We start from the raw sequence: 23573 nt of genomic DNA on the forward strand, positions 1-23573 counted from the left end.
ACGACGTCCGCCGGCAACGTCGCGATTCCCCGCAGCCGCATTCCGACACGCCACGGCCACCCCCTCCGACACATACGGAACAATGGCCCCATCTAGACTGGGAGGAAACGTTTTCGACGGGAAGGTCAGCATGTCGATCAGTGCCATGGAAAAGCCTTTGGGCAAGGTGTTCACCTCCGACTACCAGTTCACCATCCCTTCCTTCCAACGGGCCTACACATGGCAGGCGGAGAACGTTGCGCAACTGGTGAGCGACCTGCAGGACGCCTGCACGAATCCGGGCAGCCCCTACTTTCTGGGCTCGCTGATTCTCGTCAGGGACGGTTCGACCAGGTACCAGGTCATCGACGGGCAGCAACGCCTCATCTCGCTGTCCATCATCATCTCCGTGTTGCGCGAGCTGGAAACCGACCCGGATCTCATCGACAGTCTCAACGAGCTTATTCTCGAACCGGGCGACAAACTACGCGGCATCAAGGCGCAGCCACGTCTGAAACTGCGCGAGCGCGACACCGACTTCTTCCGCATGTATGTGCAGGAGGGCGATTTGGAAGGGCTGTTCGATCTGCGCGACGGCGACATCGAATCCAACGCGCAGCGCAACATCGCCGTCAACACGCGGCAGGTCTTCGACGAGCTCGCGAAGATGGAGGACCACGACCGACGCCGCTTCGCCTCGTATCTGGTCAACGAGGTCACGCTGGTGATCGTGACCACCGACGATCTGGCCGGGGCGCATCGCATCTTCGACGTGATGAACATGCGAGGCGTTCCCCTGACCGCATCCGACGTGTTCAAGGCGAAGTCGGTCGCCGCCATCTCGCCGGCCGCACGTACCGTCTACGCGACTCGCTGGGACGAAATCATGGATCCGCTCGGCGACGATTCGCAGCTGCTGGAGGAGTTCTTCTCGGACCTGCACCTGATCGTCTCGCACAAGGCTGTCTGCACGCAGCTGCTCGAGGGGTTCCGCAACGACGTGCTCAAGCCGTATGTCAGGAACCAGAACGTCATTTCGTTCATCGACGACGTACTGGCGCCCTACGCCAACGCATGGCTTATCATCGGCAGGCCCACCGACGCGAACCTGCCGGATGACGTGGTCGGGCAGCTTGTGGCGCTGGGCGACTATCAAACCACCGACTGGAAGCCGGTCGCCATGTGGGCGCTGGTCAATTCCATCCGCAATCTCGGCAGTGCCGACGCCCGAGTGTTCTCCAAGACCGGTACGCATACGGGAGGCATCGCCGCAGGCGGGAAAAACGGCGAGGACCTGCAGTTGCACGATATGGCACGACTGCACGATGTCCTCGCCGCACTGGAACGCGTCACCGGCGTGGACAGCCTCAACCGGCAAGGCCCGCTCTACCGACGTACACGTTCGGCGAGCGCCATCCGCGACCTCGAACGGGGGTACACCCTGCAGCAGATCCGCGGATTCCTCATCACCGATGATGACCGCCGTTCCGCACTGGCCCATCTACGCGGCGAACTGCAGACCAGTCCCGCAATGAAGCGTCTGCTTCTGATCCGCGCGAACGAACAGCAGGCGGGATTGCGCATCACCCGCCCGCGCAGCCTCAACGCCGTTGCGATCATGCCCGAACAGGTCACTGCGGGCTCGTCGTTCGCCGATTGGCCGGAAGCCGTGCGCGACCACTGGGCCAACCGCATCGGCAATCTTGCACTCAGCCAGGCCAACGAACGCCAGCTCGCGCCACTCGCGTCCTATGAGGAACGCCGCGACCGCATGCTGTTGTCGGCAAGCTCCAGGCGATTCCCCCTGACCGCACAACTCGCCGACATCGCGCAATGCACGCCTCAGACCCTGCAATTCCGCCAGGATGAGACCATCCGGCTCATCGCCGACCATTGGAATATCCGCTACGATGCGGAACGTACCGACCTGTCCACGGTAAGCGAGGAATTCCTCGCCAGAAAGACCGAGGCCAAGACACCGACCTCGAAGCGTGTGACCATTATGCAGATTCTGGAGGCCGGACTGCTCATTCCCGGCGAAACGCTGGTCTGGGACCGTCCGCGCAAGGGCGAGCGCTGGGTGGCGACCGTCACCGCCGAGGGCAGGTTGCGCATGGATGACGGGCAGGAATACGCCTCCCCTACCGCCGCCGCCCGGGCGGTCGGCGGCAGCAGCGCGGGGCTCACCGTATGGAAACGCACCTCGAACGGCCAGAAGCTCAGCGACGTCTGGAAGGCCTACCGTCTCAGGAAACGCTGACGGTCCTGGTGCGGCGCCACGGCGTCGTCAATGGCAGGCAAGCCATTCGACGGCAAGCTTCGTACGGTTCGAAATGTTGGTTTTGGCGAGAATATCGCTGATGCGGTTGCGCACCGTACCTTCGCTCAGAAACAGCTTCGCCGCGATTTCGCGGTTGTCGAGCCCCTCGGCGACCAGCTCCACCACATCATGCTCACGGTCGGTGAGGTTCGCGAATCTGTCAGGAACCTCATATCGCCCTAAACCCTGCGGCCTTCCCGATTCGTTCGGCCGCACCACCGTCTGCGCCCCTCCATTGACGAGACGCAGCTTCGTGAGGACCTCCGCACCCATGACGACCTGCCCCGCCATGACGGCCTGCACCGCGGGGATGACGGAGGAGACGTCCTGTTTGATGAGATAGCCTTTCGTGCCAATCTCCATGGCCTTGGCGATATACGCCTCATCCGCGAACGTGGTCAACACCAGGATGCGGGCATCCGGATGGGTACGCAGGATGCGCTCGGAAGCGGTCAAGCCATCCATACCGGGCATCTGCACATCGATGAGCAGCACATCGGGAGCATCCTCGGCATACCTGGACATGGCGATTTCGCCGCTATTCGCGGTCCAGGGAACCTCCGCGGCACCGGTCGCCGCCAGAATCGTCGCCAACGACGAGCAGACGATCGGATCATCATCGGCAATGGCGACCTTCATGATGATGCCTCCTTCGACTTGGGAACCGACACGAACACCCGCCATCCCCCATGATACGGCCCGCAGACGGCGCTACCGCCCAAGGCTCGGGCACGCTCCTCGATATCGGCAAGGCCGATGCCCCCATCGTCATGGGATTCCGTCGATATGGCATGGCCGTCATCCTGCACGACCAGCTGCCACAATGCCGGCATGTCGCGTAACGTGACATGCACGGTCTTGGCATCGCTGTGCCTGACGGTGTTGTTCAGCGCCTCCCGGATCGTGGTGGCGAAGCATCGCGCGACCGCCGCAGGCGCATCATCGATGGCATTGTCAAGCACCACCTCGAGACCCATCGCCTGTGAAGCGGCACCGATCTGCGCGGTGAAATCGGTGCCTCTGTCCTTCAGGTCATGCACCGACCTGCGCACCATGGTCATGGCCTCGTTCACCGTCGCATGAATATCCTCGAAGCCCCTTGCGGCCGCATCCTGACCGGATATCCGCGCCACCACCTGAGATGCCTCGGACTGCATGATGGCACGGGTCAGCAGATGCCCGACATTGTCGTGGATCTCACGGGCGATACGGGTGCGTTCCGATAGGATGGCCGACCGAACCGAGGCCGCGCGATCCTCCTCGGATTCAGAGAGCCGATTGCGCAGCTGCCGAATCTGGTTTCGTCTCGTATCCTGCAGACGTTTGGCCTGCAGGGACAGATCATCGAACCGCACAAGCTGCAGTCCGATGCCGAATCCCAGCATGGCCAACATGGCCAATACCGCAATCCATTCCCGGTCCCATGCAAGACCAGCCGTGTTTTTACGAATCGCAAGACCCGCGAGAGGAATCGTCCAAGACCACCGAACGCACAGGGTCACGCACTTCCTCATGCCTGACCGTGCCATACGGCGCAACGGGCCATCATCACGAATCGCCGCGGCATCCACCGCGACCACCGGCAACAGCCAGCACATCCCGGGGTACCACACCGCACCGAGCGAGAACGAAACGATCACGGCAATCGCGGCGATGCCGAATCGCGTATATTCGCCGACGGCGGCACAGCAGATGGCAAGCACCACCGCATAGACCAGCTGCCGGGGAACATCGCCGATCACGGCGATGCCAAGAACCACGCCCATAACCATGAGCAGACCCTGGAATATCAGCCGCCGCATACCCTACCTGTTCCGCCTCGTCGTCATACACCTGCCTCAAGCGTAATGCACGCGCTCCGCTTTTCGGGAACGCCGCGGCATGAACATGACAATTGTCATGGCGGACCGTGACGGGCGGCACGAACAACATGATTTCGCACACTGTGTCGGGGCATTCCCCCGGATGAGAATGGAACCAACGAGATAAGGAGCATTCCATGAACGAGGATCATTCCACCGCAAGCGCGGTGAAGGTGTCGCATCTCGTCAAACGTTACGGCGATATGCTGGCGCTCGACTATTTCGACCTCGATGTGCGTCAGGGCGAGATCTTCGGCCTGCTCGGGCCGAACGGTTCAGGCAAGACCACGGCGATCAACTGCATACTCGCGCTGCTCACGTTCGACGCGGGCACGGTGCGCGTATTCGGCGAACCCATCGGCCCGACCAGCTACGCATTGAAGCGCCGCATCGGCATCGTGCCGCAGAACATCGCCGTATTCAACGAGCTCACCGTCGAGGAAAACATCGATTATTTCTGCTCGCTGTATGTCGCCGACAAAGTCCGCCGGCATACGCTGGTGAACGAGGCGTTGGACTTCGTAGGTCTGCGGGATTACCGCGGGTTTCGCCCGTCGAAACTGTCGGGCGGTCTGCTGCGCCGCCTTAACATCGCATGCGGCATCGCGCACAGGCCGGACCTAATCTTCTTCGACGAACCGACCGTGGCCGTGGATCCGCAAAGCCGCAACGCGATTCTCGAAGGCATCAAGCAGCTCAGCCGTGAAGGCGCGACCGTGATCTACACCAGCCATTACATGGAGGAGGTGGAGCAGATCTGCGACCGCATCCTCATCATGGATCACGGCCGGCATCTCGCGCTCGGCACCGCCGATGAGCTCAAAGCCATGATCGACACCGGCGAACGGATCAGCGTGGAAACCGCCAATCTGGGAGGGGCCGCGGACGGTTCGAACACCGCGGCCATGCTCAAGCGACTACGTGACCTCCCCTTCGTGCTGGAGGCCGTCTACGACGGTCGCGAGCTGACCGTTCGCTGCCGCAATGGCGAGCATAACCTCATCGATGTGCTGAACATACTCGAGTCGAGCGGCACGAACATCGGCCATCTGACCTCACGCCAGCCGACGCTCAACGACGTGTTCCTTGAGCTGACCGGCACGGCGTTGCGCGACTGAAAGGTGCGTGATCGACATGTTGCAGACGCTGCTGATTACTTTGAAGCTGCATTTTCGCCAGAAAATACAGCTGTTCTGGCTGTTCGCCTTCCCCATCATCCTGGCCACCATGTTCAACGGAATGTTCGGCAACATCTCCGAAAGCTACAAACTGCACACCTTCGACATGGCGGTGATCGAGAACGCGAACTGGAAGGCGAACCCCGGCCTGCAGACGCTGGTCGACGGCATCTCGACGGGTAAGGGATCCTCCGGCAGCGGCATGGAGGGCAGGGTCACCGACGACGACGATGGCATGCCGAAACTCATCAACGTCGTCTCGACAACGTCTAGGGCCTCCGCCGACAGGCTGCTCGCCGATGGCAAGGCGCAAGGCTACCTGTACGCCGACTCCGACGGCCGGCTGCATATGGCGGTCAGCGAATCCACGCAAAGCAACGCCACGGATGTGATGGCCAACAGCGGCAGTCTGGGCATCTCGCTGACCATGCTGAACAACATCGTCGATCTGTACAATCGCAACGACATGGCCGTCGCCGACATTCTCGCCACCAATCCGACGGCCATGATGGACAGACGGCTGGCCTCAAGCATCGGTGCGTCCTCCGGGTACACGAAGGAGGTGAAACTCACGAACTTCAAGCCGGACGGAACCGCCCGATACTATTACGCATTGCTGGGTATGACCGCGCTGATGGCGATGAGTTTCGCCGTGAACGCGGTGACTATGGCGCAGGCGAATCTGTCGGCGCTGGGCATCCGCCGTTCCGTGGCGCCGCTAGCCAAATGGAAGCAGCTCGCAGCCGGATTCCTGGCCAGCTGGTTCTGTTCGTTCCTCAGCCTGGCGGTCGCGATGCTGTACATCCACTTCATCTGCGGCATATCGCTCGGCGGACGTGAATGGGCGGCATTCGGTTCCTGTGCGGCGGCGGCATTCTCCGCAAGCGCATTCGGCACGTTCATCGGCGCCCTACCGAAGATGCCGACCGGCGCCAAACACGGACTGTGCACGACAATCTCCTGCGTGCTGTCGATCTTCTCCGGATTGTATGGCTCGTTCGCCATGGACTTGAGCGACATGATCGCCCGGCGTGCGCCATTGCTCAGTCTCATGAATCCGGCCCAGCAGATCACGAACCTCTTTTACGACATTCTCTACTACGACAGTTTCGCACCGCTGTTCAGAACCCTCGGCACACTGCTTGCCATGAGCGCGATCTGCCTGACCGCAGCGGTCGCTTTCCTGAGGAGGCAACGCTATGAATACCTGTAAGGCCGCATTGCGGATTCTCGGGGCTCGCAAGCTCTATGTGGTCATCTACCTTGTATGTATCGGCGCGATGATGCTGGGCATCAGCTGGCAGACCATGCGTGCCTCGCGCAGCGCCGGTGATACCGTGTATCAGCCTGACACCGCCCGCGTGGCCGTGATCGATCGCGACGCGGACACCGACGATCTGGCATCTTCGTTGCGTTCCTATCTGGCGACGGATAGCGAGATCGTCGAAATCGCGGACGATGCCGAATCATTGCAGCAGGCCGTCGCCTCGAACTACGTCGATCTGATCGCCATCGTGCCGAGGGGGTTCGCCGAACGGTATCAGCGGTACCTGAACGACACCGACGGCGCTGCCACGCAGCCCGTCATCGAGACGGTGGTGAGCTACACCTCCGGTTCCGGCTCATTGGCGCAGTTGGAGGTCAACGAGTTTCTTTCGCTGACACGCACCTCGTATCTGGGGCTTCCCTCCGGCGAGCGCACCGTGCCTGATGCCGCACAGACGGTGTTGGGCATCGCACGCAAGGACGCCAAGGAGTCATCCGTCGCCGTCGTCCACGTGGCATCTGGCGATGCCGATGCCGTCAAACCGGCCGCCTCCGCATTCGCGGGTACCATTAAATCCGCCCTGTACCCTCTCTTGCTGGTCATGACGATATGCACGTTCCTGGTGATCGGCACATTCAACGAAAGCGAGATCCGCCGTCGACTCTATGCGTCACCGAAACGTTCCGTGTCGCTGGAACTGCAGCAGGTGGCCACATGCTGCGCATTCGGCCTGCTGGTATGCATCGGCTACACCGCTGCGACATTCCTGCTGATGAAGATGGCAGGAGTGTCGTTTGAGGGATTGACGATCGTCAATGTCGGACTGTCGTTCATCTCGCTGCTGGTGTACACGCTGATGGCCATCGCCTGTGGGTTCCTGCTGGGCTCGGTCGTTCTTTCAGAGATGGCGGTGAACGGATTCGTGAACGTGTTCGGACTGCTCACCATGTTCACGTCGGGCATGTCGTTCTCGGTGGACATGATGCCTGAACCGATGATTGTGATCGGCGAGTTCCTGCCGGGATGGTGGCTGTGCGTGTCCATCGACAACGCCTTTGGACTTGGCACGGCTTCGGGCACCGGAGTGGATTACGGTGCATGGGCGTCGTCGATCGGCCTGGTGGCACTGTTCGGCGTGGCGTTCGTCTGCCTTGGTCTGGCGTTGGGCCGCATCCGACGCACCCGTCCGACGCTGGCCTCCCCCTCCACCACGCAGCTGGCGAAGTAGAGGGATTCCATGGCGCGAAGTTCATGAATCCGCCCGCACCACATCAGCCATTGAGCGAATCCTTCCACGCACGGTATTCGGAGGCCTTGCCCTCCCAGTACTCACGGTCTGCATCCGTGATTCTGCGAATGACACGGCATGGATTGCCTACGGCCACCGAATGCGAGGGGATGTCCTTGACCACCACGGATCCGGCCCCGATCACCACATCGTCGCCGATGGTGACACCGGGGCCGACGACCACGTTGCCGCCGAACCAGACGTCACTGCCGATGGTGATCGGACGGGCGCCTTCCGGACCGGAGGAACGCACTGCGGCGTCGATTGGATGGTATGGCGTGTACAGTCCTATGCGCGGCCCGAAGAAGACGCGATCGCCGATGGTGATCTTTGCGACATCAAGGAAGATGCAATCCATGTTGGCATAGAAGTTGTCGCCGATATAGGTGTTGCAGCCGTAGTCGCAATTGAACGGCGGCTCCAGGAAACAGCCTTTGCCGAGCGATCCGAACAGTTCGCGGAACAGTTCCTCCCGTTCCTTGAATGCATCGTATTGCGATGTGTTGATGGCCTGCACAAGGCGGCGCTTGCGCATGTTCGCCTCCTGCTGCTGTGGACTATCGGCCACATACAGTTCACCGGAAAGCATGCGTTCCCATTCGTCCTTTGCCGGTTGGATGGTCTTCCGGGCCATGTCCATCGTCATATATCGCTCCTTGCTACGCCTGAAAACAGGTAGGTCAATCGTTTGATGTTCTCTGGTATCCATTACACGACATTTCGATTTCGTCATTGCCGTCCCTCGTTATAGTATCAACCATAGAATTAGCATTATTTACCACCACGGAGAGGGTATGGGCGAACTGGACATCGATGAGGTCATGCCGATCACCTCTTGGGGACGGCAACCCAATGGGGCGGAGATGGTGCAGTATGATGCTCCGATGTTCCTATCGTTCACAGAGCATTCCCTCCTGCACCAATACCCGAACATGCGGGCCGAATGCCATTGGCATATCGACCTTGAATTCACGCGCATCTTCCGCGGACACATGATATATTTCGTGAGCGGCGAAATCATCCGTCTTGAGGAAGGACAGGCGATTTTCGTCAACTCACGTCAGCTGCATTACGGGTTTTCCGACGATGGCAGCGATTGCGAGTTCTCCTGCAGTCTGCTCAACCCGTCCCGAATGGGTGCCCTGACGGCGATCCACGAACGATTCGTGGCGCCGCTGGTCGCCGATTCCTCACTGCCGTATGTGGTGTTCGACGAACACGACGGGGCCGGGGACCGTGTCGTACGGCTGCTCGACCAGGTGCATTCCGCCAAGTTCGGCGATCATGCACTGGAAACCCCACGCACCGTTCCACAGACCGCGGCCGGCATGATGCTGACGGACGATCTTGCATCGTTGACGGTCATCAGCTGTTTCTATGCGCTCACCCGGGAACTGATGGATGTCTCACGACAACGCCATGCCGGCGAATCGCGGACTTCCGCCATGACGCATGACCCGCATATCGATGTTCTGCGGGCGATGGTCGATTATGTACAGCAACATTACGTGCGTCCGATTACGCTCGACCAGATCGCGGCCGCCGGGTCGGTCGGCCGCACCACCTGCGCCAAGATCTTCCGTGACCTACTGGGGCAGACGCCGATCGAATTCGTCAATGACGTGCGTGTGCGCGCCGCCGCGGAACTGTTGAGATCCACCCGTCTGCCGATCGCCAGCATCGCCGACCGATCGGGCTTCGCATCAGCCAGTTTCTTCACACGCACCTTCCGGCGTGTCATGCACGTTACGCCATTCGAATACCGCAAGGGATTCGAAGGATAGGATCTTTGGCCGCAATCATGGTGCGGACTTCGTGGATCGGTGACCGATCCACGAAGCCCGCACCGCTATCGGACCGGACCTCCGTCTTCGCCTACTTCATCAGATTGCGCAGGACGTACTGGAGAATGCCTCCGTTGCGGTAGTAGTCCGCTTCGCCTGGCGTATCGATGCGCACGACCGCGTCGAACTCGGTCTTGGAACCGTCCGCGTGGGTGGCGGTGACGTGAACCGTCTTCGGAGTGGAACCCTCGTTGAGCGCCTCGATGCCGGAAATGTCGTATGTTTCGGTGCCGTTGAGACCGAGGCTCTCGTAGGATTCGCCCACCGGGAACTGCAGCGGCAGCACGCCCATGCCGATCAGGTTGGAGCGGTGGATGCGTTCGAAGCTCTCGGTGATGACGGCCTTGACGCCCAGCATGACGGTGCCTTTGGCCGCCCAGTCACGCGAGGAGCCGGTGCCGTATTCCTTACCCGCCAGTACGACCAGCGGCACATCGTTGTCAATGTAGTCGCGGGACGCCTCGAAGATCGTGGTCGGCTTCTTGGCTAGGAAATCATAGGTGAAGCCACCAGGGGTGACTTCCTCGCCTACGGAGGCGAGCAACTGGTTCCTCAGGCGGATGTTGCCGAACGTGCCGCGCACCATGACCTCGTGGTTGCCTCGGCGGGAACCGTAGGAGTTGAAGTTCTTCGGTTCGACGCCGTGATCGGTCAGGTATTTGCCGGCCGGACTGGTGGCCTTGAATGCGCCTGCCGGGGAGATATGGTCGGTGGTCACGGAGTCGCCGAGCAATGCGAGCACACGGGCGCCGTGAATGTCCTCGACCGGATCCGGGGTGGCCTTCATGCCGTCAAAGAAGGTCTGCTTACGCACGTAGGTGGAGTGCTCATCCCATGCGAACAGCTCGCCTTCCGGCACGTCGAGGCCCTTCCAGCGATGATCGCCCTCGAATACGGAGGCATAGTCCTTAAGGAACATCTCGCGATTGACGGTACCGTCGACCACGGCGGCGACCTCTTCGTTGGTCGGCCAGATGTCTTTGAGATACACATCGTTGCCGTCACCGTCCTTGCCAAGCGGCTGGGTTTCGAAATCGAAGTCCATGGTGCCGGCGAGCGCGTAGGCGATGACCAGCGGCGGGGATGCCAGATAGTTCATCTTGACGTCCGGGCTGATGCGTCCTTCGAAGTTGCGGTTGCCGGACAGCACCGAGGTGACGGTCAGGTCGTTGGCGTTGATGGCTTCGGAGATCTCCGGCAGCAGCGGGCCGGAGTTGCCGATGCAGGTGGCGCAGCCGAAGCCGACCAGCTGGTAGCCGAGCGCGTCAAGATCGTCCTGCAGGCCGGCGGCCTTCAGATAGTCGGCCACGACCTGGGAGCCCGGAGCGAGCGAGGTCTTGACCCACGGCTTAGGCTTAAGCCCTTTGGCATGCGCGTTGCGGGCAATCAGACCGGCGGCGATCATGACGGACGGGTTGGAGGTGTTGGTACAGGAGGTGATGGAGGCGATGGCCACATCGCCGTTCGTGATGTCGAAGTCGCCGCGGAAATCGGTGGAGACGGCAACCGGCTCCTGCACGGTCCTGTCGGTCTCGTATGCAGGTAGGGTCTCGGCGAACCTGGTCTTGGATTCGGCCAGCACGATACGGTCCTGCGGGCGTTTCGGCCCCGCGATGGACGGCACGACGGTACCGAGATCGAGCTCGAGGTATTCGGAATACTGCGGTTCCACATAGTTCGGGTCGGTGGTGTCACCCCAAAGCTTGTTGGCCTTGGCATACGCCTCGACGAGCGCGATCTGCTCTTCGGAGCGGCCGGTCAGACGCAGGTAATCGAGCGTGACGCCGTCGATCGGGAAGATGCCGCAGGTGGAGCCGAATTCCGGACCCATATTGCCGATGGTGGCACGGTTGGCCAACGGTACGGAGGCGATGCCCTCGCCGTAGAATTCCACGAACTTGCCGACCACACCGTGCTGTCGGAGCATGTCGGTGATGGTCAGGACCACGTCGGTGGCGGTGACGCCCTCCGGAATGGAGCCGGTAAGCCTGAAGCCGACGACGCGCGGCACGAGCATGGAGATCGGCTGGCCGAGCATGGCGGCCTCGGCCTCGATGCCGCCGACGCCCCAACCAAGCACGCCCAGACCGTTGACGGTCGTGGTGTGCGAATCGGTACCCACGCAGGAATCGAGGTAGGCGAGCTCACGGCCGTCTTCGGCGGCCTTGGTCATGATGACCTTGGCCAGGTATTCGATGTTGACCTGATGGATGATGCCGGTCCCCGGCGGTACCACACGGAAGTTCCTGAACGCCTGCTGACCCCAGCGCAGGAACTGGTAACGTTCGCCGTTACGCTGGTATTCGATGTCCATGTTCTGCTCGACCGCATCGGCCACACCGTACTTGTCGATCTGCACGGAATGGTCGATGACCATATCGGATTGCACCTGCGGGTTGATGACCTCCGGGTCGCCGCCCAGATCCTTGACCGCGTCGCGCATGGTGGCGAGATCGACGATGCACGGCACACCGGTGAAGTCCTGCATGACCACGCGGGACGGGGTGAACTGGATCTCGTGACTCGGCTGTGCCGCCGGATCCCAATCCAGCAGTGCCCTGACATGATCATCCGTGATATTGGCGCCGTCGATGTTGCGCACGAGGTTCTCGACGAGAACCTTCAACGAATACGGCAGATGATCGATACCCGGCAAATCCGCGATGCGGTAATAGTCGTAATCCTTGCCGTCCACCTTCAAGATGTCCAGCTGGTCGTCGCGCACAGACATGCTTCCTCCGAGCTTTCTAGGATGTATAACAACAGCTAATTATCCGTCGTCAACGATACAGGGAGGTTAATTCAGCTCTGGCGTGTCTTCTTGGAGTGTGGGACAATACGCAACACTTTCGGCACGATCCAGATGCACAGCGCGAACATGATGGCCGACAGCGCCAACGCGACCATGGTGGCGCGCAGCATCTCCCCCGTCGGTACGACGAGCGCGAAGAAACGCGCGACGAACGGCACGAACATGCCGATCACACCGGCCGCGGCGAACGCCAGCACCAATGCGCCCCTCCACGAGTTCAGGGGGCTCGCCACCCGCGCCAGTACGAAGATCCCCATCATGAGCAGGATGATGGCGTTGACGCCACGCAACATGGCCAGTTGGGTGCCCGAATGCTGGACGTTCCATCCCATGAACATCGGCAGCAGCCATGACGTGCATAGAATCGACAGGCCCGTGGCGATGCCTCCCGGCAGCGCAAAGCTCACCACGCGTTTGAGGAATCCCGGAATATACCGGCGCGTGTTCGGCGCAAGCGCCAGAATGAACGCCGGCATGCCGATGGTAAGCCCTCCGATGTAGGTGATGTGCCGTGGCAGGTACGGAAACGGAATCTGCGTCAGCACCACGCCAAGCGAAATCAGCGCGGAATACACGGTTTTGACGAGGAACAGGCTGGCCACGCGTTCCATATTGGCCATAACCTGGCGCCCCCGGGCCACCACGTCGGGCAGGTGCGAGAATTTCGAATCGACGAGCACCACCTGCGCCACGGCCTTGGTGGCGGGCGCCGCATTACCCATGGCGATGCCGAGGTCGGCCTCCTTGATGGCGAGCGCATCGTTCACGCCGTCACCGGTCATGGCCACCACATGGTCGGTCATGTGCAGCGCCTGGACGATGGCCTTCTTCTGGTCGGGCAACACACGGCCGAGCACATCCACGTCGTCGAGCACTCGAGCCAGTTCCCCGACGTCGTTCGGCAGTTCGCGCGCATCCATGGACACCGGTTCCCGCTCGCCCGTCAATCGCACTTTCCGTGCGATCGCGCCAACGGTGACGGGGTTGTCTCCGGAGATGATGCGGCAACGCACGCCCTGCTCGCGGAACCAGGCGAGCGTCGCCTCGGCATCGTCCCGGATGTGTTCGGAACAGAGCACCAACGCGACCGGGCGCGAAGCGGAATCGAGTTTCGGATCGGTTTCGTAATCGGCCGGGGCAGCTCCGTCGAGACGTGTGATGAGCAGCACTCGATTGCCGTCGTCGGCAAAGTCATTGACCTGCTCCAGCATGCCGGAGTGATCGCCGTCGAGGTGCGAGATGATGACCTCCGGCGCGCCCATCGTCCATACGGCGTCGCCGTCGAATATCGAACTCCATTTACGCGCCGATGAAAACGGCACACGCGCCATGACCGTGCCCGGGGCGAAGCCCTGCTCCCCCAGCCCCGCAAGGACCGCCTGCCCGGTGCCGTTCGGCTGGCCTTCGTTCGACAGGTCGAACAACGCCTGTTTGATCCGCCGCTCATCCGCGGCATCCGTCAACGGCACGATACGGTTGAGCATGATGCCGCCGTCGGTGACGGTGCCCGTCTTGTCAAGATTCAGGCAGTCCACACGAGCGAGCGTCTCCACGGATTCAAGCTCCTGCACAAGCGTGTTCCTGCGTGCCAGCCGGATTGCGGCGAGCGCGAAGTTCAGCGAGGTGAGCAGCACGAGTCCTTCCGGAATCATGCCGACCACGCCGGCCACGGCGGAAACGACCGCGGAACGCCATTGCCCGGTCGAAACCGCCGTGTTCCAGCCGCCTACGGCATGAATCTGCGACCAGATGAGCAGTACGCACAACGGTACGACCAGAAAGGTCATGAACTTCAGAATCGTATTGATGCCTTTGTTCAGGTCGGAGACGGTCTTTTTGTAGACCTTCGCCTGTGCGGTCAACGTGGCGGCATAGCTGTGCTCGCCAACCGCCTCGACCTTCACCAACGCCATGCCGGAGATGGCCGTGGAGCCGGAATAGATCCGTTCGCCGTCGCCTTTGCGTACGGTGCGGGATTCGCCGGTGAGCATGGATTCGTCCAGCTCCAGGCCCCATGTGTGCACGATCCGCGCGTCGGCGGGCACCTGTTCGCCCGACCGGATCCACATGAGGTCGCCGAGCACGATTTCATTGTGCGGCACTTCGACGTCCGTGCCGTCGCGACGCACCAGATAGTCCGAAGCGACAAGAATAGACAACCTGTCGAGCGTACGCTTCGCCTTCAGTTCGGTGATGATGCCGATGCCGGTATTGATGATGATCACGAAACCGAAAACGGCGTCCTTCCACGAACCGGTGACGAGCACCATGAGCATGGCGGCGAGAATGATGCCGTTGAACAGCGTAAACACGTTCGCACGGATGATATCGACCAAGGAACGTGAGGTCGACGATTTGACGGCATTGGCCTGTCCGCTTGCGGCAAGGGCCCTGGCCTCGGCAGCCGTCAGACCCGATTCGCTGATTGTGGGCATGGAAGGACTTGCACTCATGCTTGACAGCCTACCGCCACCGGCCCACCCATACCGGATCATCCTGTGAAAGCACGGTGAAATAACCGTTCCATTCCTTGTGCATGGAAAACGCCGTGTCGTCCCTACCGCGTGGTGACGGACATGTCACGTTCATGCGGATCGTTGTTGCTGATCGTCATCACGGCATCGGCGAGGGGAATCGCATCGTCCTTGCGACCGTCGACGGTAAGGGTGGCCGCATACAGCTTGCCGTCTTCCGGCGCATGCACCGGATCAAGCAACGCCACCGCGATTCCCGCTTCACGGGCGGACCGCAACGCCGCCTGCCAGTCACCGCGATTGGAATCGGTCACATCCATACCCCCAACGATGATGATGTCGACCTTGCGCTGCGTCATGTCACGTACGCCCTGCATGGCCGTCTGCTGCGCATCGACGGTACCGGTGACGGGAATATATATCGGTTTGAATCTCCCCTGTTCCAAGGCGTCCAGCGCCAGGCCATCCGCGTCAATGTCCTGCGAGCCGATGAACGCCACCTCGGTATCGGCGCGATCGGGACCGATATGGGCGACCGCGGAATCCTGCGATTGCGTATCCCCCACGGCCCCGTTCGGCGGCGTGCAGGCGGCCAGGGAAGCCGCCAGCATGATCGTCAGCATTCCCCTGCCTGCACGTCGTATCGTGTTGCCATTCACCGCTCATGCCTTCGGAACAATGCGACGGTCTCCACATGATGGGTCATCGGGTAGATGTCGAAGGCGTGAATGCCGGCCAATCCATAGCCGAGACCGGCAAAGACGGCGGTATCGCGTGCAAGGCTCGCCGGATCGCAGGCGATGTAGATCACGCTGCGCGCCTCGGAAGCGGCGATCTGCCCGCACACCTTGGCGCGGGCACCGGCCCGCGGCGGATCAAGCACCACCACGTCGGGCCTGGCCAGATCGTTGCGCACGTTGGCCAAGGTCTTCGCCACATCACCGGCACGAACATCCACATTGCCCAAATGGATATGTCGCAGATTGCGTTGCGCATTGCGTACGGCCGTTTTGCCGCCTTCCACGCTCAGCATGCGCGTGCGTTCCGCCACCACAGAGGCCAAGGGCAGGGTGAACAGGCCCGACCCGGAATACAAGTCCCACAAGCAGGCCGATTTGGCGCCATTCAGCTCACTCCGGACCATTGCAACCACGTAATTGGTCAGCGCGACCGGCGCCTGACGATGCATCTGCCAAAATCCGCCGGCATCGACGCTGTATTCGAAATCCCGGCCGGCGACGGTGACCTTTTCGGTCAGTCCACGAGTGCCGGCCGCCACGTCGCCATCCACCAGCACCGCATAATTGTCGTCGATCTCGGCGCCATCGCGGGGCTCCGGCACGGAGATCCTGATCTGCGAGCCGGGAGTGAACCCACCGTCCCACACATGCTCGCGTTCGGCCACGTCAAGCAACGCCCGGCTGGCCAACGGCATCGTGTCGATCGGCACACGAACGTGCGTGCCGCGCCGACGCATGGACGGGCGCCCATCGGCGTCGGCGATCATTTCGATGCGTGTGCGCCAATGCAGTCCCCGTTCGGACTCATCCTCCGGCATGCGCTCGATCGGCACGTCCACCGCCGTATGCCCCAACCGCAGCATCTGCTCGCCTATCGAGCTGGCCTTCCATCTGAGTTGTCCCGCGAGGCTCACATGCACCAGATCGGCGCCGCCGACCCCTCCGCCCATGGCAAGGGGTCCGGCCAGCGGCCATATCGGTTCGACCCGATCCTCGCTGGTCTCCAACACCTCCACGACCTCACCTGTCCAGAAGCGCTCCTCCCTGTCGTGCGGTTCGTCGAGTCTCACGCGGACCAATTCGCCCGGCAATGCGAAGCGCACGAAAATGACCCTTCCATCGATATGGCCCACGCAACGCCCTTGGTCGGCGTATCGTTCGATGCGGATGGTCGCTTCCATCAGTGTTGTTCCTCCATGGAATCATGTTTGCCTTGGCCGGATCCCTCGGACAGGGCCTTATGTCGGTGCATCGGCGTGGCGACGATCAGGTACGAGACCCAGATCGCCAGCGCCCAGAACGGAATGCCCATCAGCAGACGGGTGGTGCCGAGCCAGCCGACATGATTGGTGACATACAACGGCACCTGCACGACCAGACGCAACGAGAATACGGCGATCCATAGCACGGTGATGATCGTATAGGCACGATTGAGCGCCTTGTCCGATCTCCAATCGGTCAGCCATGCGCGGAAATGCTCGGTGGGCAGCGTGCGGATGAATTCGATGACCAGGCCCAGCCCCGGCACACGTACCATCAGCGACACCGAGAGCAGCACGATGTAGAACGCGTTGGTCAGGAAGCCGAACATGTAATAGTTACGCGCCTCATGGCTCTGCCACGCCCAAATCAGACAGATGCCTACGGCGAGCAGGCCGCTGACGGCGCCCATCACCGACTGACGCTGCAACAGACGCACGATTACCTGAAGCACGGCCAGTGCGGCGGAGATGCCGATGGTCAGCTGCAGATTGGCGGTGGTGACGAACAGCACCACGAACACGACGCCGGGCACCATCGATTCGGCCACGCCGCGCGGACCGCCGATGGCGTCGATTACGGAGAAGTCATCGTCGCTGCCGGCGTCGGCAAGAGCGCCGAGGCCGGTACGTTTCTTGGTTTCAGCCATTGCCTGAAGATGAAAACCGTCTGTCAGCGCACTTCGGAGAACATCGGGCCACGGGACAGGGTGGTCTTGACCTCGACCTGATGATCGGAGTCGAACGGTCCCTTCGGCTTGCCCGGGATATCCGTCTTCCCGTCGTTCCCCTCCTGCTCGAAGGCCTCCTTGGCGGCCTTGCGCTCGGCCGGCGCGACCGGTGGATGCATCGGAATGAGGTCGCGTGGGGCGAGCGGGTCATCGCCGCGTTCCACCACGACATCCGCGAAGAACCTGTTCAATGCCTTGGTCTCGTCATGCTCCGGATCGGTGGCGGCCTTTCCGGAGAAGATGCCACGCAGCATCCAGCGCGGACCGTCGACGCCCACGATGCGTGTCATCACCTTGCGGCCGCCCTTGACCACAACCGGCAACGCCAGCTCGGTGCCGAACACGCCGTCGACTTCGGAAGCGGCCTTGTTGGCCTCGATCAGGTCCGCACGCACATCATCCCACAGTCCCATGGTCTTCGGGGCGGCGAACGCCTCGATTTCCAGGCTGGAGGAGCCGTAGGTGATGGTGGAGCCGAGCACCTGCTGCGTGGCGCGATTCGCCTTCACGCGCAACTCGATGCCCTGCAGGAACGGCAGATAGTAGGATCCCAAATCAAGATAGTCGTCATAATCAGGCACATCCTCGTCGTTCACATCCCAGGGGCCACGCTCATTGCCACGCCCCTCATACACGGCGGACGGTTCAGGCAGGTCCATGACCTCCTGGGCCTGGGCGGCGGCCTCGTCCACAGCCTGCTCATTCTCTTCGGCGGCCTGCTGAGCATCCTCGCTCTGGCGCTTCTTCTTGCCGAATCCAAACAATCCCATGATGTTCCTCATTTCGTAACGGTTGCAACCGTGACCAGCCTAGCACCCACGCTTAATATGAGCTGGGAATTCGGGTCTGGTCTCCCCCGATTTTCCGGTTCAGATGTCGTAGGTGATGGTCAGGGGCGCGTGGTCGGACCAGCGTTTATCGTAGGTCGGGGCCTTGTCGATGACGAATCCGCAAGCCGATTCGGCCAGTTCCGGCGTGGCGAACTGGTAGTCGATCCTCCAGCCGACGTTGTTGTCGAAGGCGCGACCGCGCTGGCTCCACCAGGTGTACGGGCCCTGGATGTCGCCCGCGAGGCTGCGCATCACATCCACGAATTCCAACTCACCCAGCCATTTGTCGACGTAGGCACGCTCCTGGGGCAAAAATCCGGCGTGCGTCTCGTTGGCCTTGGCGTTCTTGATGTCGAGCGGGGTATGCGCGATGTTGAAATCGCCGCACAGCACGGCCTGGCGTCCGCCGTGTGCCGCCTCGTCGCGCAGTTGCCCCATACGCACCAGCATGGCGTCGAGAAAACGGTATTTCTGCTTCATCTTGAGCGGGTCGTCGGTGTTGCCCGCGTGTACGTACACACTCACGACGGTGATGACGTAGCCCTGCGGGGTTTTGACATCGGCTTCGATCCATCGGCCCGAATCGACATCCTCGTCAAGTCCGGCAAGTCCGTAACGTTTGTCCACGACCGGTAGCGCTGCGAGCAGTCCCACTCCGGCACGGCCCTTGACGCGGCAGACCTCGTTCAGCCGATCCAGCTCGCTCTGGTCGGCGATCTTACCGGCGGTGGAGTATTCGAATCCGAACTCATCGAAAATCGGATCGATCTCGTTCTGTGGCGCGCGCACCTCCTGCATGCACCAGATGTCGGGCGTATTCCTGCCGGCCCAGGTCTCGATGCCCTTGCGTTTGGCCGCACGGATTCCGTTCACGTTCGAAGTCGTAATGCTGATCGTCATAGCGCCAGCCTAGCTCAGATACAAGAGAACCTCCCTTCGGCAAGGGAGGTTCTCTTCACAAGCGGAGTCAGTCGAGACCGAGTTGCAGCTTGCCGCCGGGAATGGCGTCCAGCAGGTCTCGGGTGTACTGCATCTGCGGATGGTCGAACACCTCGTCGGTGGTGGCATGTTCCACGAGCTTGCCATGCTGCATCACCACCACCTCATCGGCGATTTGGCGGACGACCGCCAGATCGTGGGTGATGAACAGGTAGCTCAGGCCCTTTTCGGCCTGCAGGTCGTTGAGCAGACGCAACACCTGATCCTGCACAAGCACATCCAATGCGGATACGGCCTCGTCGCAGACGATCACGTCCGGATCAAGGGCCATGGCTCGCGCGATGGCGATGCGCTGGCGTTGACCGCCCGAAAGCTCGTTCGGATAGCGGCTCATCACGGATTCCGGCAGCTCCACCATGTCGAGCAGTTCACGTACGCGGGCGGTGCGGCTGTTCTTGTCGCCGATGCCGTGGATGCGCAGCGGCTCCTCGATGGAACGGTAGATGGAATACATCGGGTCGAGCGAACCGTACGGGTTCTGGAACACCGGCTGCACGTGACGTCGGAAGTCAAGCAGCTCCTTGCCCTTGAATGCCGAAATGTCCTTGCCCGCATAGGTAACGGTACCGGAAGTGGGTTCGAGCAGCTTCAGCACCATGTTGGCCACGGTGGACTTGCCGGAACCGGATTCGCCCACGATCGCCAGAGTGGTGCCCTTCTTGATGGAGAAGCTCACGTCGTCGACGGCCTTGAACATCTCCTTGCGGCGCGGAAGCTTGAACTCACGGGTCAGGTGGTCGACGGTGATGATGGCCTCGCCGTTTTCCAGGGAGGATTCGTTCACCGTATGCTCCATTACGGCCTTCGCGTCGCCGCCATGCTCCTTGACGGAGATGATGCGCTGCGATGCCAGGGATGGCGCGGCCGCAACCAAACGCTTGGTGTATGGATGCTGCGGATGCTGCAGCACTTCGAGGGACGGACCGGATTCGACGACCTGGCCCTTGTACATCACCACGATGTGCTGGGCGCGTTCGGCGGCCAGACCCAGATCGTGGGTGATGAACAGCACCGCGGTACCCAGTGAATCGGTGAGCATGTGCAGATGATCGAGGATCTTCTTCTGCACGGTCACGTCAAGCGCGGAGGTCGGCTCATCGGCGATGAGCAGTTCCGGGCGGCATGCCAGACCGATGGCGATCAGCGCACGCTGGCGCATACCGCCGGAAAACTCATGCGGGAACTGGCGTGCGCGGGTGGCGGCATCAGGCAATCCCGCCTCGGACAGCAGTCCTGCGATGCGATCGTCCATGGTGGAACCGATCACATATTTCTTGGCGAGATACCAGGCATCATCGTCCGCCACACCGGCCTTGATCAGATCGTCGGCCACACGCCAACGGGTTTCGGAGCCCGGTACCCACTCTTCGGTGAAGTACGCCATGGTCTTGTCGAGATCCTCGCCGGTTTTGCCGATGTTGACCAGGGCCTGCCTGGCCGTTGCCAACAGTTCCGGCAGTTCCTTGGAGCCGAGGAAGGTTTCGTCATCATCGCCCTTGAGCTCCATGCCTTCGCCGGCCAGGGCCTTGGCGAATTCGGAGCGCTTTTCATGGTCGATGTCCATGTTGTTGGCGACAAGGGCCTCCTTGACCTGAGATCCGATGCGCCACACCGGATTCAGATTGCTCATCGGGTCCTGCGGCACAAGACCCATTTTGGAGCCGCGCAGCTTGTCGTAGTCCTTCTGCTTCAGGCCGGAGATCTCCTGACCGTCGAGCTTGATGGAGCCGCCGACCACATGGCCCGTGCCCGGCAGAAGCCCCAGCACGGCCATGGCGGAGGTGGACTTGCCGGAACCGGATTCGCCCACGATCGCCACCCACTGGCCCGGATATACGCTGAAGGAGGAATTGCGCACCGCATGTACGGCATGGCCTTCGTCGGTGGTGAAGTCCACCTGAAGATCCTTGACCTCGAGCAACGGCCCGTTGGCGCGCTGCATGGCCTCAAGCTTGTTTTCGGTATTCACGTCAGTCATCGAATATCCCTCACTTACACTCAGGCCGTACGGCTCTTCGGATCAAGGGCGTCCTTGACGGCGTCACCCATCATGATGAAGGCCAGCACGGTGATGGCCAATGCCGCGGATGGATAGAACAGCACCATCGGGTTGGTGCGCAGAATGGACTGCGCATGGGAAATGTCACCACCCCAGCTGACGGTGGTGGTCGGCAGGCCCACACCGAGGAAGCTCAGCGTCGCCTCGAGCACGATGTAGGTGGCCAGCGATGTGGTGCCGACCACGATGATCGGCGCCAGGGAGTTCGGCAGGATGTGACGGAACAGATTCCGTCCCGGCGTGGAACCCAGGGCCGTGGATGCGGTGTTGAATTCGAGGTTCTTCGCCTCCAGCACCGCGCCTCTGGCGATGCGTGCCACGGAGGTCCAGCCGAACAGCGCCATCACGAGGATGATCTTCCAGATGGAATCGCTGGTCTTGAACATCTGCAGCACCACAATGGCGCCAAGCAGAATCGGCAATGCGAGGAAGATGTCGGTCAGACGGCTCAGCACGGCATCGACCCAGCCTCCGAAGAAGCCGGCGACCGCACCGATCAGGGTGCCCAGCAGCACCACAAGCAGCGTGGCGAACACGCCGACGCTCAAGGAGGTGCGGGTGCCGTAGACCACGCGGGCGTATACGTCGCAGCCCTGCAGGTCGAAGCCGAACGGATGGCCCGCGGATGACGGGTCAAGCGAGTTGTCGAGATTGCAGTAGTTCGGGTTCTGCTTGGTCAGGACGCCCGGGAAAAGCGCCACGAAAATGATGAAGATGATCAGCAGCCCGGAGATGATGAACAGCGGGTTGCGCCGCAAGGTACGCCACGCATCGGACCACATGCTCGAGGCGGGGGCTGATTCGTCGATGGAATCAACGGCTTTGAGCGGAGTCTCCTCGAGCGGGGCCACGTAGCGCTCCTGCCCCGGCAACGCAGTGGAAAGATTGGTTTCGTTCATGTCAGTCATTTCTTATCCTCCACAACTCACGCGTACCGGATTCGAGGATCAAGGGCGGCGTAGAGCATGTCGACCAGCAGGTTGCACACCACGAAGATCAGCATGAGCAACGTCACGATGGATACCACCAGGTTGCCCTCTCCCTTCAGAATGCTCTGATAGGTCAGATAGCCGATGCCGTGCACGTTGAAGATGGTTTCGGAAATCATGGCGCCGCCCATGAGCGCGCCAAGGTCCTGCCCGAGGTAGGTCACGACCGGGATCATGGAGTTGCGCAGCACGTGGCGCAGCATGACGGACTTGTTGTCCATGCCCTTCGCACGTGCGGTGCGTACGTAATCGAGCGCGATGTTGGACGAGATCTCCGCACGGCTCAATCGGATGATGTATGCCATCGATACGGAGCCGAGCACCATCGCCGGCATGAGCAGATCGATGAAACCCGGATTCGAGCCGGCGGTGACCGGAAGCAGATGCCATTTGACGCCAAGGAAATACTGGGCCAGGAAGCCGGTGACGAAAGTCGGTACGGAGATGAGCAGCAGCGAGAAGATCAGGATGACGGTGTCGCACCACTTGCCCTTCTTCAAGCCGGAGATCACACCGAAGATCACACCGAAGACTGCTTCGAACACGAAGGCCATCAGCGCGAGCTTGATGGTGACCGGGAAGGCACGGCCGATCTGGTCGATGACCAGCTGTCCGGAGAAGGTCTTGCCGAAGTCGAGGGTCAGCGCGTTCTTCAGGAACAGCAGATACTGGATGATGAACGGCTTGTCCAGGTTGTATTCGGCACGGATCTGGGCGGCAACCGCTTCATTGACCGGCTTATCACCGAACATGGCCTTGACTGGGTCGCCCGGCAGCGCAAACACCAGGGCGTACACCAGAAGCGTCGTGCCGAGAACCACAGGGATCATCTGCAGAATGCGTCGCAGAAGATACTTGCCCATTGGTTTCTCCTTATTACTCAATTCTTAAGCCAGCCATTTGGCTATCGGTCTCTATCAAATAAAGACCCTGCACGGGGCC

18 protein-coding genes are annotated in these 23573 nt (G+C 61.2%); 5 read left to right on the forward strand and 13 right to left on the reverse strand.

The window, feature by feature from the left end:
- Positions 1 to 130: 130 nt before the first annotated feature.
- Positions 131 to 2239: a GmrSD restriction endonuclease domain-containing protein gene (locus tag BMOU_RS00730; protein WP_034873812.1), complete on the forward strand. Its 2109-nt coding sequence runs from the start codon at positions 131 to 133 to the stop codon at positions 2237 to 2239.
- A gap of 27 nt (positions 2240 to 2266) precedes the next feature.
- Here BMOU_RS00730 and BMOU_RS00735 read toward each other — a convergent pair whose 3' ends face one another.
- Together BMOU_RS00735 and BMOU_RS00740 are read right to left on the reverse strand one after the other, a co-directional pair.
- Positions 2267 to 2938 carry a response regulator transcription factor gene (locus tag BMOU_RS00735; RefSeq protein ID WP_034873813.1) on the reverse strand — a complete coding sequence of 224 codons (672 nt, stop codon included), beginning with the start codon at positions 2936 to 2938 and terminating at the stop codon, positions 2267 to 2269.
- Positions 2935 to 4101: a sensor histidine kinase gene (locus BMOU_RS00740; protein WP_034873814.1), complete on the reverse strand. Its 1167-nt coding sequence runs from the start codon at positions 4099 to 4101 to the stop codon at positions 2935 to 2937. The genes BMOU_RS00735 and BMOU_RS00740 overlap by 4 nt, the downstream gene beginning before the upstream one ends.
- A 197-nt stretch (positions 4102 to 4298) precedes the next feature.
- On the opposite strand from BMOU_RS00740, the gene BMOU_RS00745 reads away from it, so the two are divergent.
- Genes BMOU_RS00745 through BMOU_RS00755 form a run of 3 tightly spaced genes read left to right on the forward strand, consistent with a single transcriptional unit; the run spans position 4299 to position 7834 of the window.
- Positions 4299 to 5279, forward strand: a complete 981-nt coding sequence (locus tag BMOU_RS00745; RefSeq protein WP_034873815.1) for an ABC transporter ATP-binding protein — start codon at positions 4299 to 4301, stop codon at positions 5277 to 5279.
- Positions 5280 to 5295: 16 nt separating this feature from the next.
- Positions 5296 to 6552 carry an ABC transporter permease gene (locus BMOU_RS00750; protein ID WP_034873816.1) on the forward strand — a complete coding sequence of 419 codons (1257 nt, stop codon included), beginning with the start codon at positions 5296 to 5298 and terminating at the stop codon, positions 6550 to 6552.
- Positions 6539 to 7834 carry an ABC transporter permease gene (locus BMOU_RS00755; protein ID WP_034873818.1) on the forward strand — a complete coding sequence of 432 codons (1296 nt, stop codon included), beginning with the start codon at positions 6539 to 6541 and terminating at the stop codon, positions 7832 to 7834. Before BMOU_RS00750 ends, BMOU_RS00755 begins: the two co-directional genes overlap by 14 nt.
- A 43-nt stretch (positions 7835 to 7877) precedes the next feature.
- Here the strand turns inward: BMOU_RS00755 and BMOU_RS00760 are convergent, their stop codons facing one another.
- On the reverse strand, positions 7878 to 8528 hold the full coding sequence (locus tag BMOU_RS00760) for a sugar O-acetyltransferase (protein ID WP_034874408.1): 651 nt from the start codon (positions 8526 to 8528) through the stop codon (positions 7878 to 7880).
- Between the two features lie 160 nt (positions 8529 to 8688).
- On the opposite strand from BMOU_RS00760, the gene BMOU_RS00765 reads away from it, so the two are divergent.
- Positions 8689 to 9678 carry an AraC family transcriptional regulator gene (locus BMOU_RS00765; RefSeq protein ID WP_235143627.1) on the forward strand — a complete coding sequence of 330 codons (990 nt, stop codon included), beginning with the start codon at positions 8689 to 8691 and terminating at the stop codon, positions 9676 to 9678.
- Between the two features lie 91 nt (positions 9679 to 9769).
- Here the strand turns inward: BMOU_RS00765 and acnA are convergent, their stop codons facing one another.
- The 10 genes from acnA to BMOU_RS00815 form a co-directional block, all read right to left on the reverse strand.
- Positions 9770 to 12469 (reverse strand): aconitate hydratase AcnA, encoded by a 2700-nt coding sequence (acnA, locus tag BMOU_RS00770; RefSeq protein WP_034873820.1) that lies wholly within the window; start codon positions 12467 to 12469, stop codon positions 9770 to 9772.
- Positions 12470 to 12540: 71 nt separating this feature from the next.
- Positions 12541 to 15003 (reverse strand): HAD-IC family P-type ATPase, encoded by a 2463-nt coding sequence (locus BMOU_RS00775; protein WP_034874412.1) that lies wholly within the window; start codon positions 15001 to 15003, stop codon positions 12541 to 12543.
- Positions 15004 to 15107: 104 nt separating this feature from the next.
- Entirely contained in the window at positions 15108 to 15683 is a 576-nt protein-coding gene (locus tag BMOU_RS00780) for a type 1 periplasmic-binding domain-containing protein (protein WP_034873822.1), read from the reverse strand.
- Positions 15680 to 16945 (reverse strand): class I SAM-dependent RNA methyltransferase, encoded by a 1266-nt coding sequence (locus BMOU_RS00785; protein ID WP_034873824.1) that lies wholly within the window; start codon positions 16943 to 16945, stop codon positions 15680 to 15682. The genes BMOU_RS00780 and BMOU_RS00785 overlap by 4 nt, the downstream gene beginning before the upstream one ends.
- On the reverse strand, positions 16945 to 17673 hold the full coding sequence (locus tag BMOU_RS00790) for a DUF3159 domain-containing protein (RefSeq protein ID WP_034873826.1): 729 nt from the start codon (positions 17671 to 17673) through the stop codon (positions 16945 to 16947). Before BMOU_RS00790 ends, BMOU_RS00785 begins: the two co-directional genes overlap by 1 nt.
- A gap of 23 nt (positions 17674 to 17696) precedes the next feature.
- Positions 17697 to 18524 (reverse strand): DUF3710 domain-containing protein, encoded by an 828-nt coding sequence (locus BMOU_RS00795; RefSeq protein ID WP_034873828.1) that lies wholly within the window; start codon positions 18522 to 18524, stop codon positions 17697 to 17699.
- 99 nt (positions 18525 to 18623) lie between these two features.
- The gene (locus BMOU_RS00800; protein ID WP_034873829.1) at positions 18624 to 19484 is read right to left on the reverse strand and encodes an exodeoxyribonuclease III; all 861 of its coding nucleotides are present in this window, start codon (positions 19482 to 19484) and stop codon (positions 18624 to 18626) included.
- A gap of 67 nt (positions 19485 to 19551) precedes the next feature.
- Positions 19552 to 21561, reverse strand: coding sequence for a dipeptide ABC transporter ATP-binding protein (locus BMOU_RS00805; RefSeq protein WP_034873831.1), 2010 nt, complete (start codon positions 21559 to 21561; stop codon positions 19552 to 19554).
- Between the two features lie 20 nt (positions 21562 to 21581).
- Entirely contained in the window at positions 21582 to 22550 is a 969-nt protein-coding gene (locus tag BMOU_RS00810; RefSeq protein ID WP_034873834.1) for an ABC transporter permease, read from the reverse strand.
- A 17-nt stretch (positions 22551 to 22567) separates the two neighbouring features.
- Positions 22568 to 23494, reverse strand: coding sequence for an ABC transporter permease (locus BMOU_RS00815; protein ID WP_034873836.1), 927 nt, complete (start codon positions 23492 to 23494; stop codon positions 22568 to 22570).
- Positions 23495 to 23573 lie beyond the last annotated feature (79 nt).

Origin of the sequence: Bifidobacterium moukalabense DSM 27321 (assembly GCF_000522505.1) — a bacterium.
In the GTDB taxonomy this organism is placed as follows: domain Bacteria; phylum Actinomycetota; class Actinomycetes; order Actinomycetales; family Bifidobacteriaceae; genus Bifidobacterium; species Bifidobacterium moukalabense.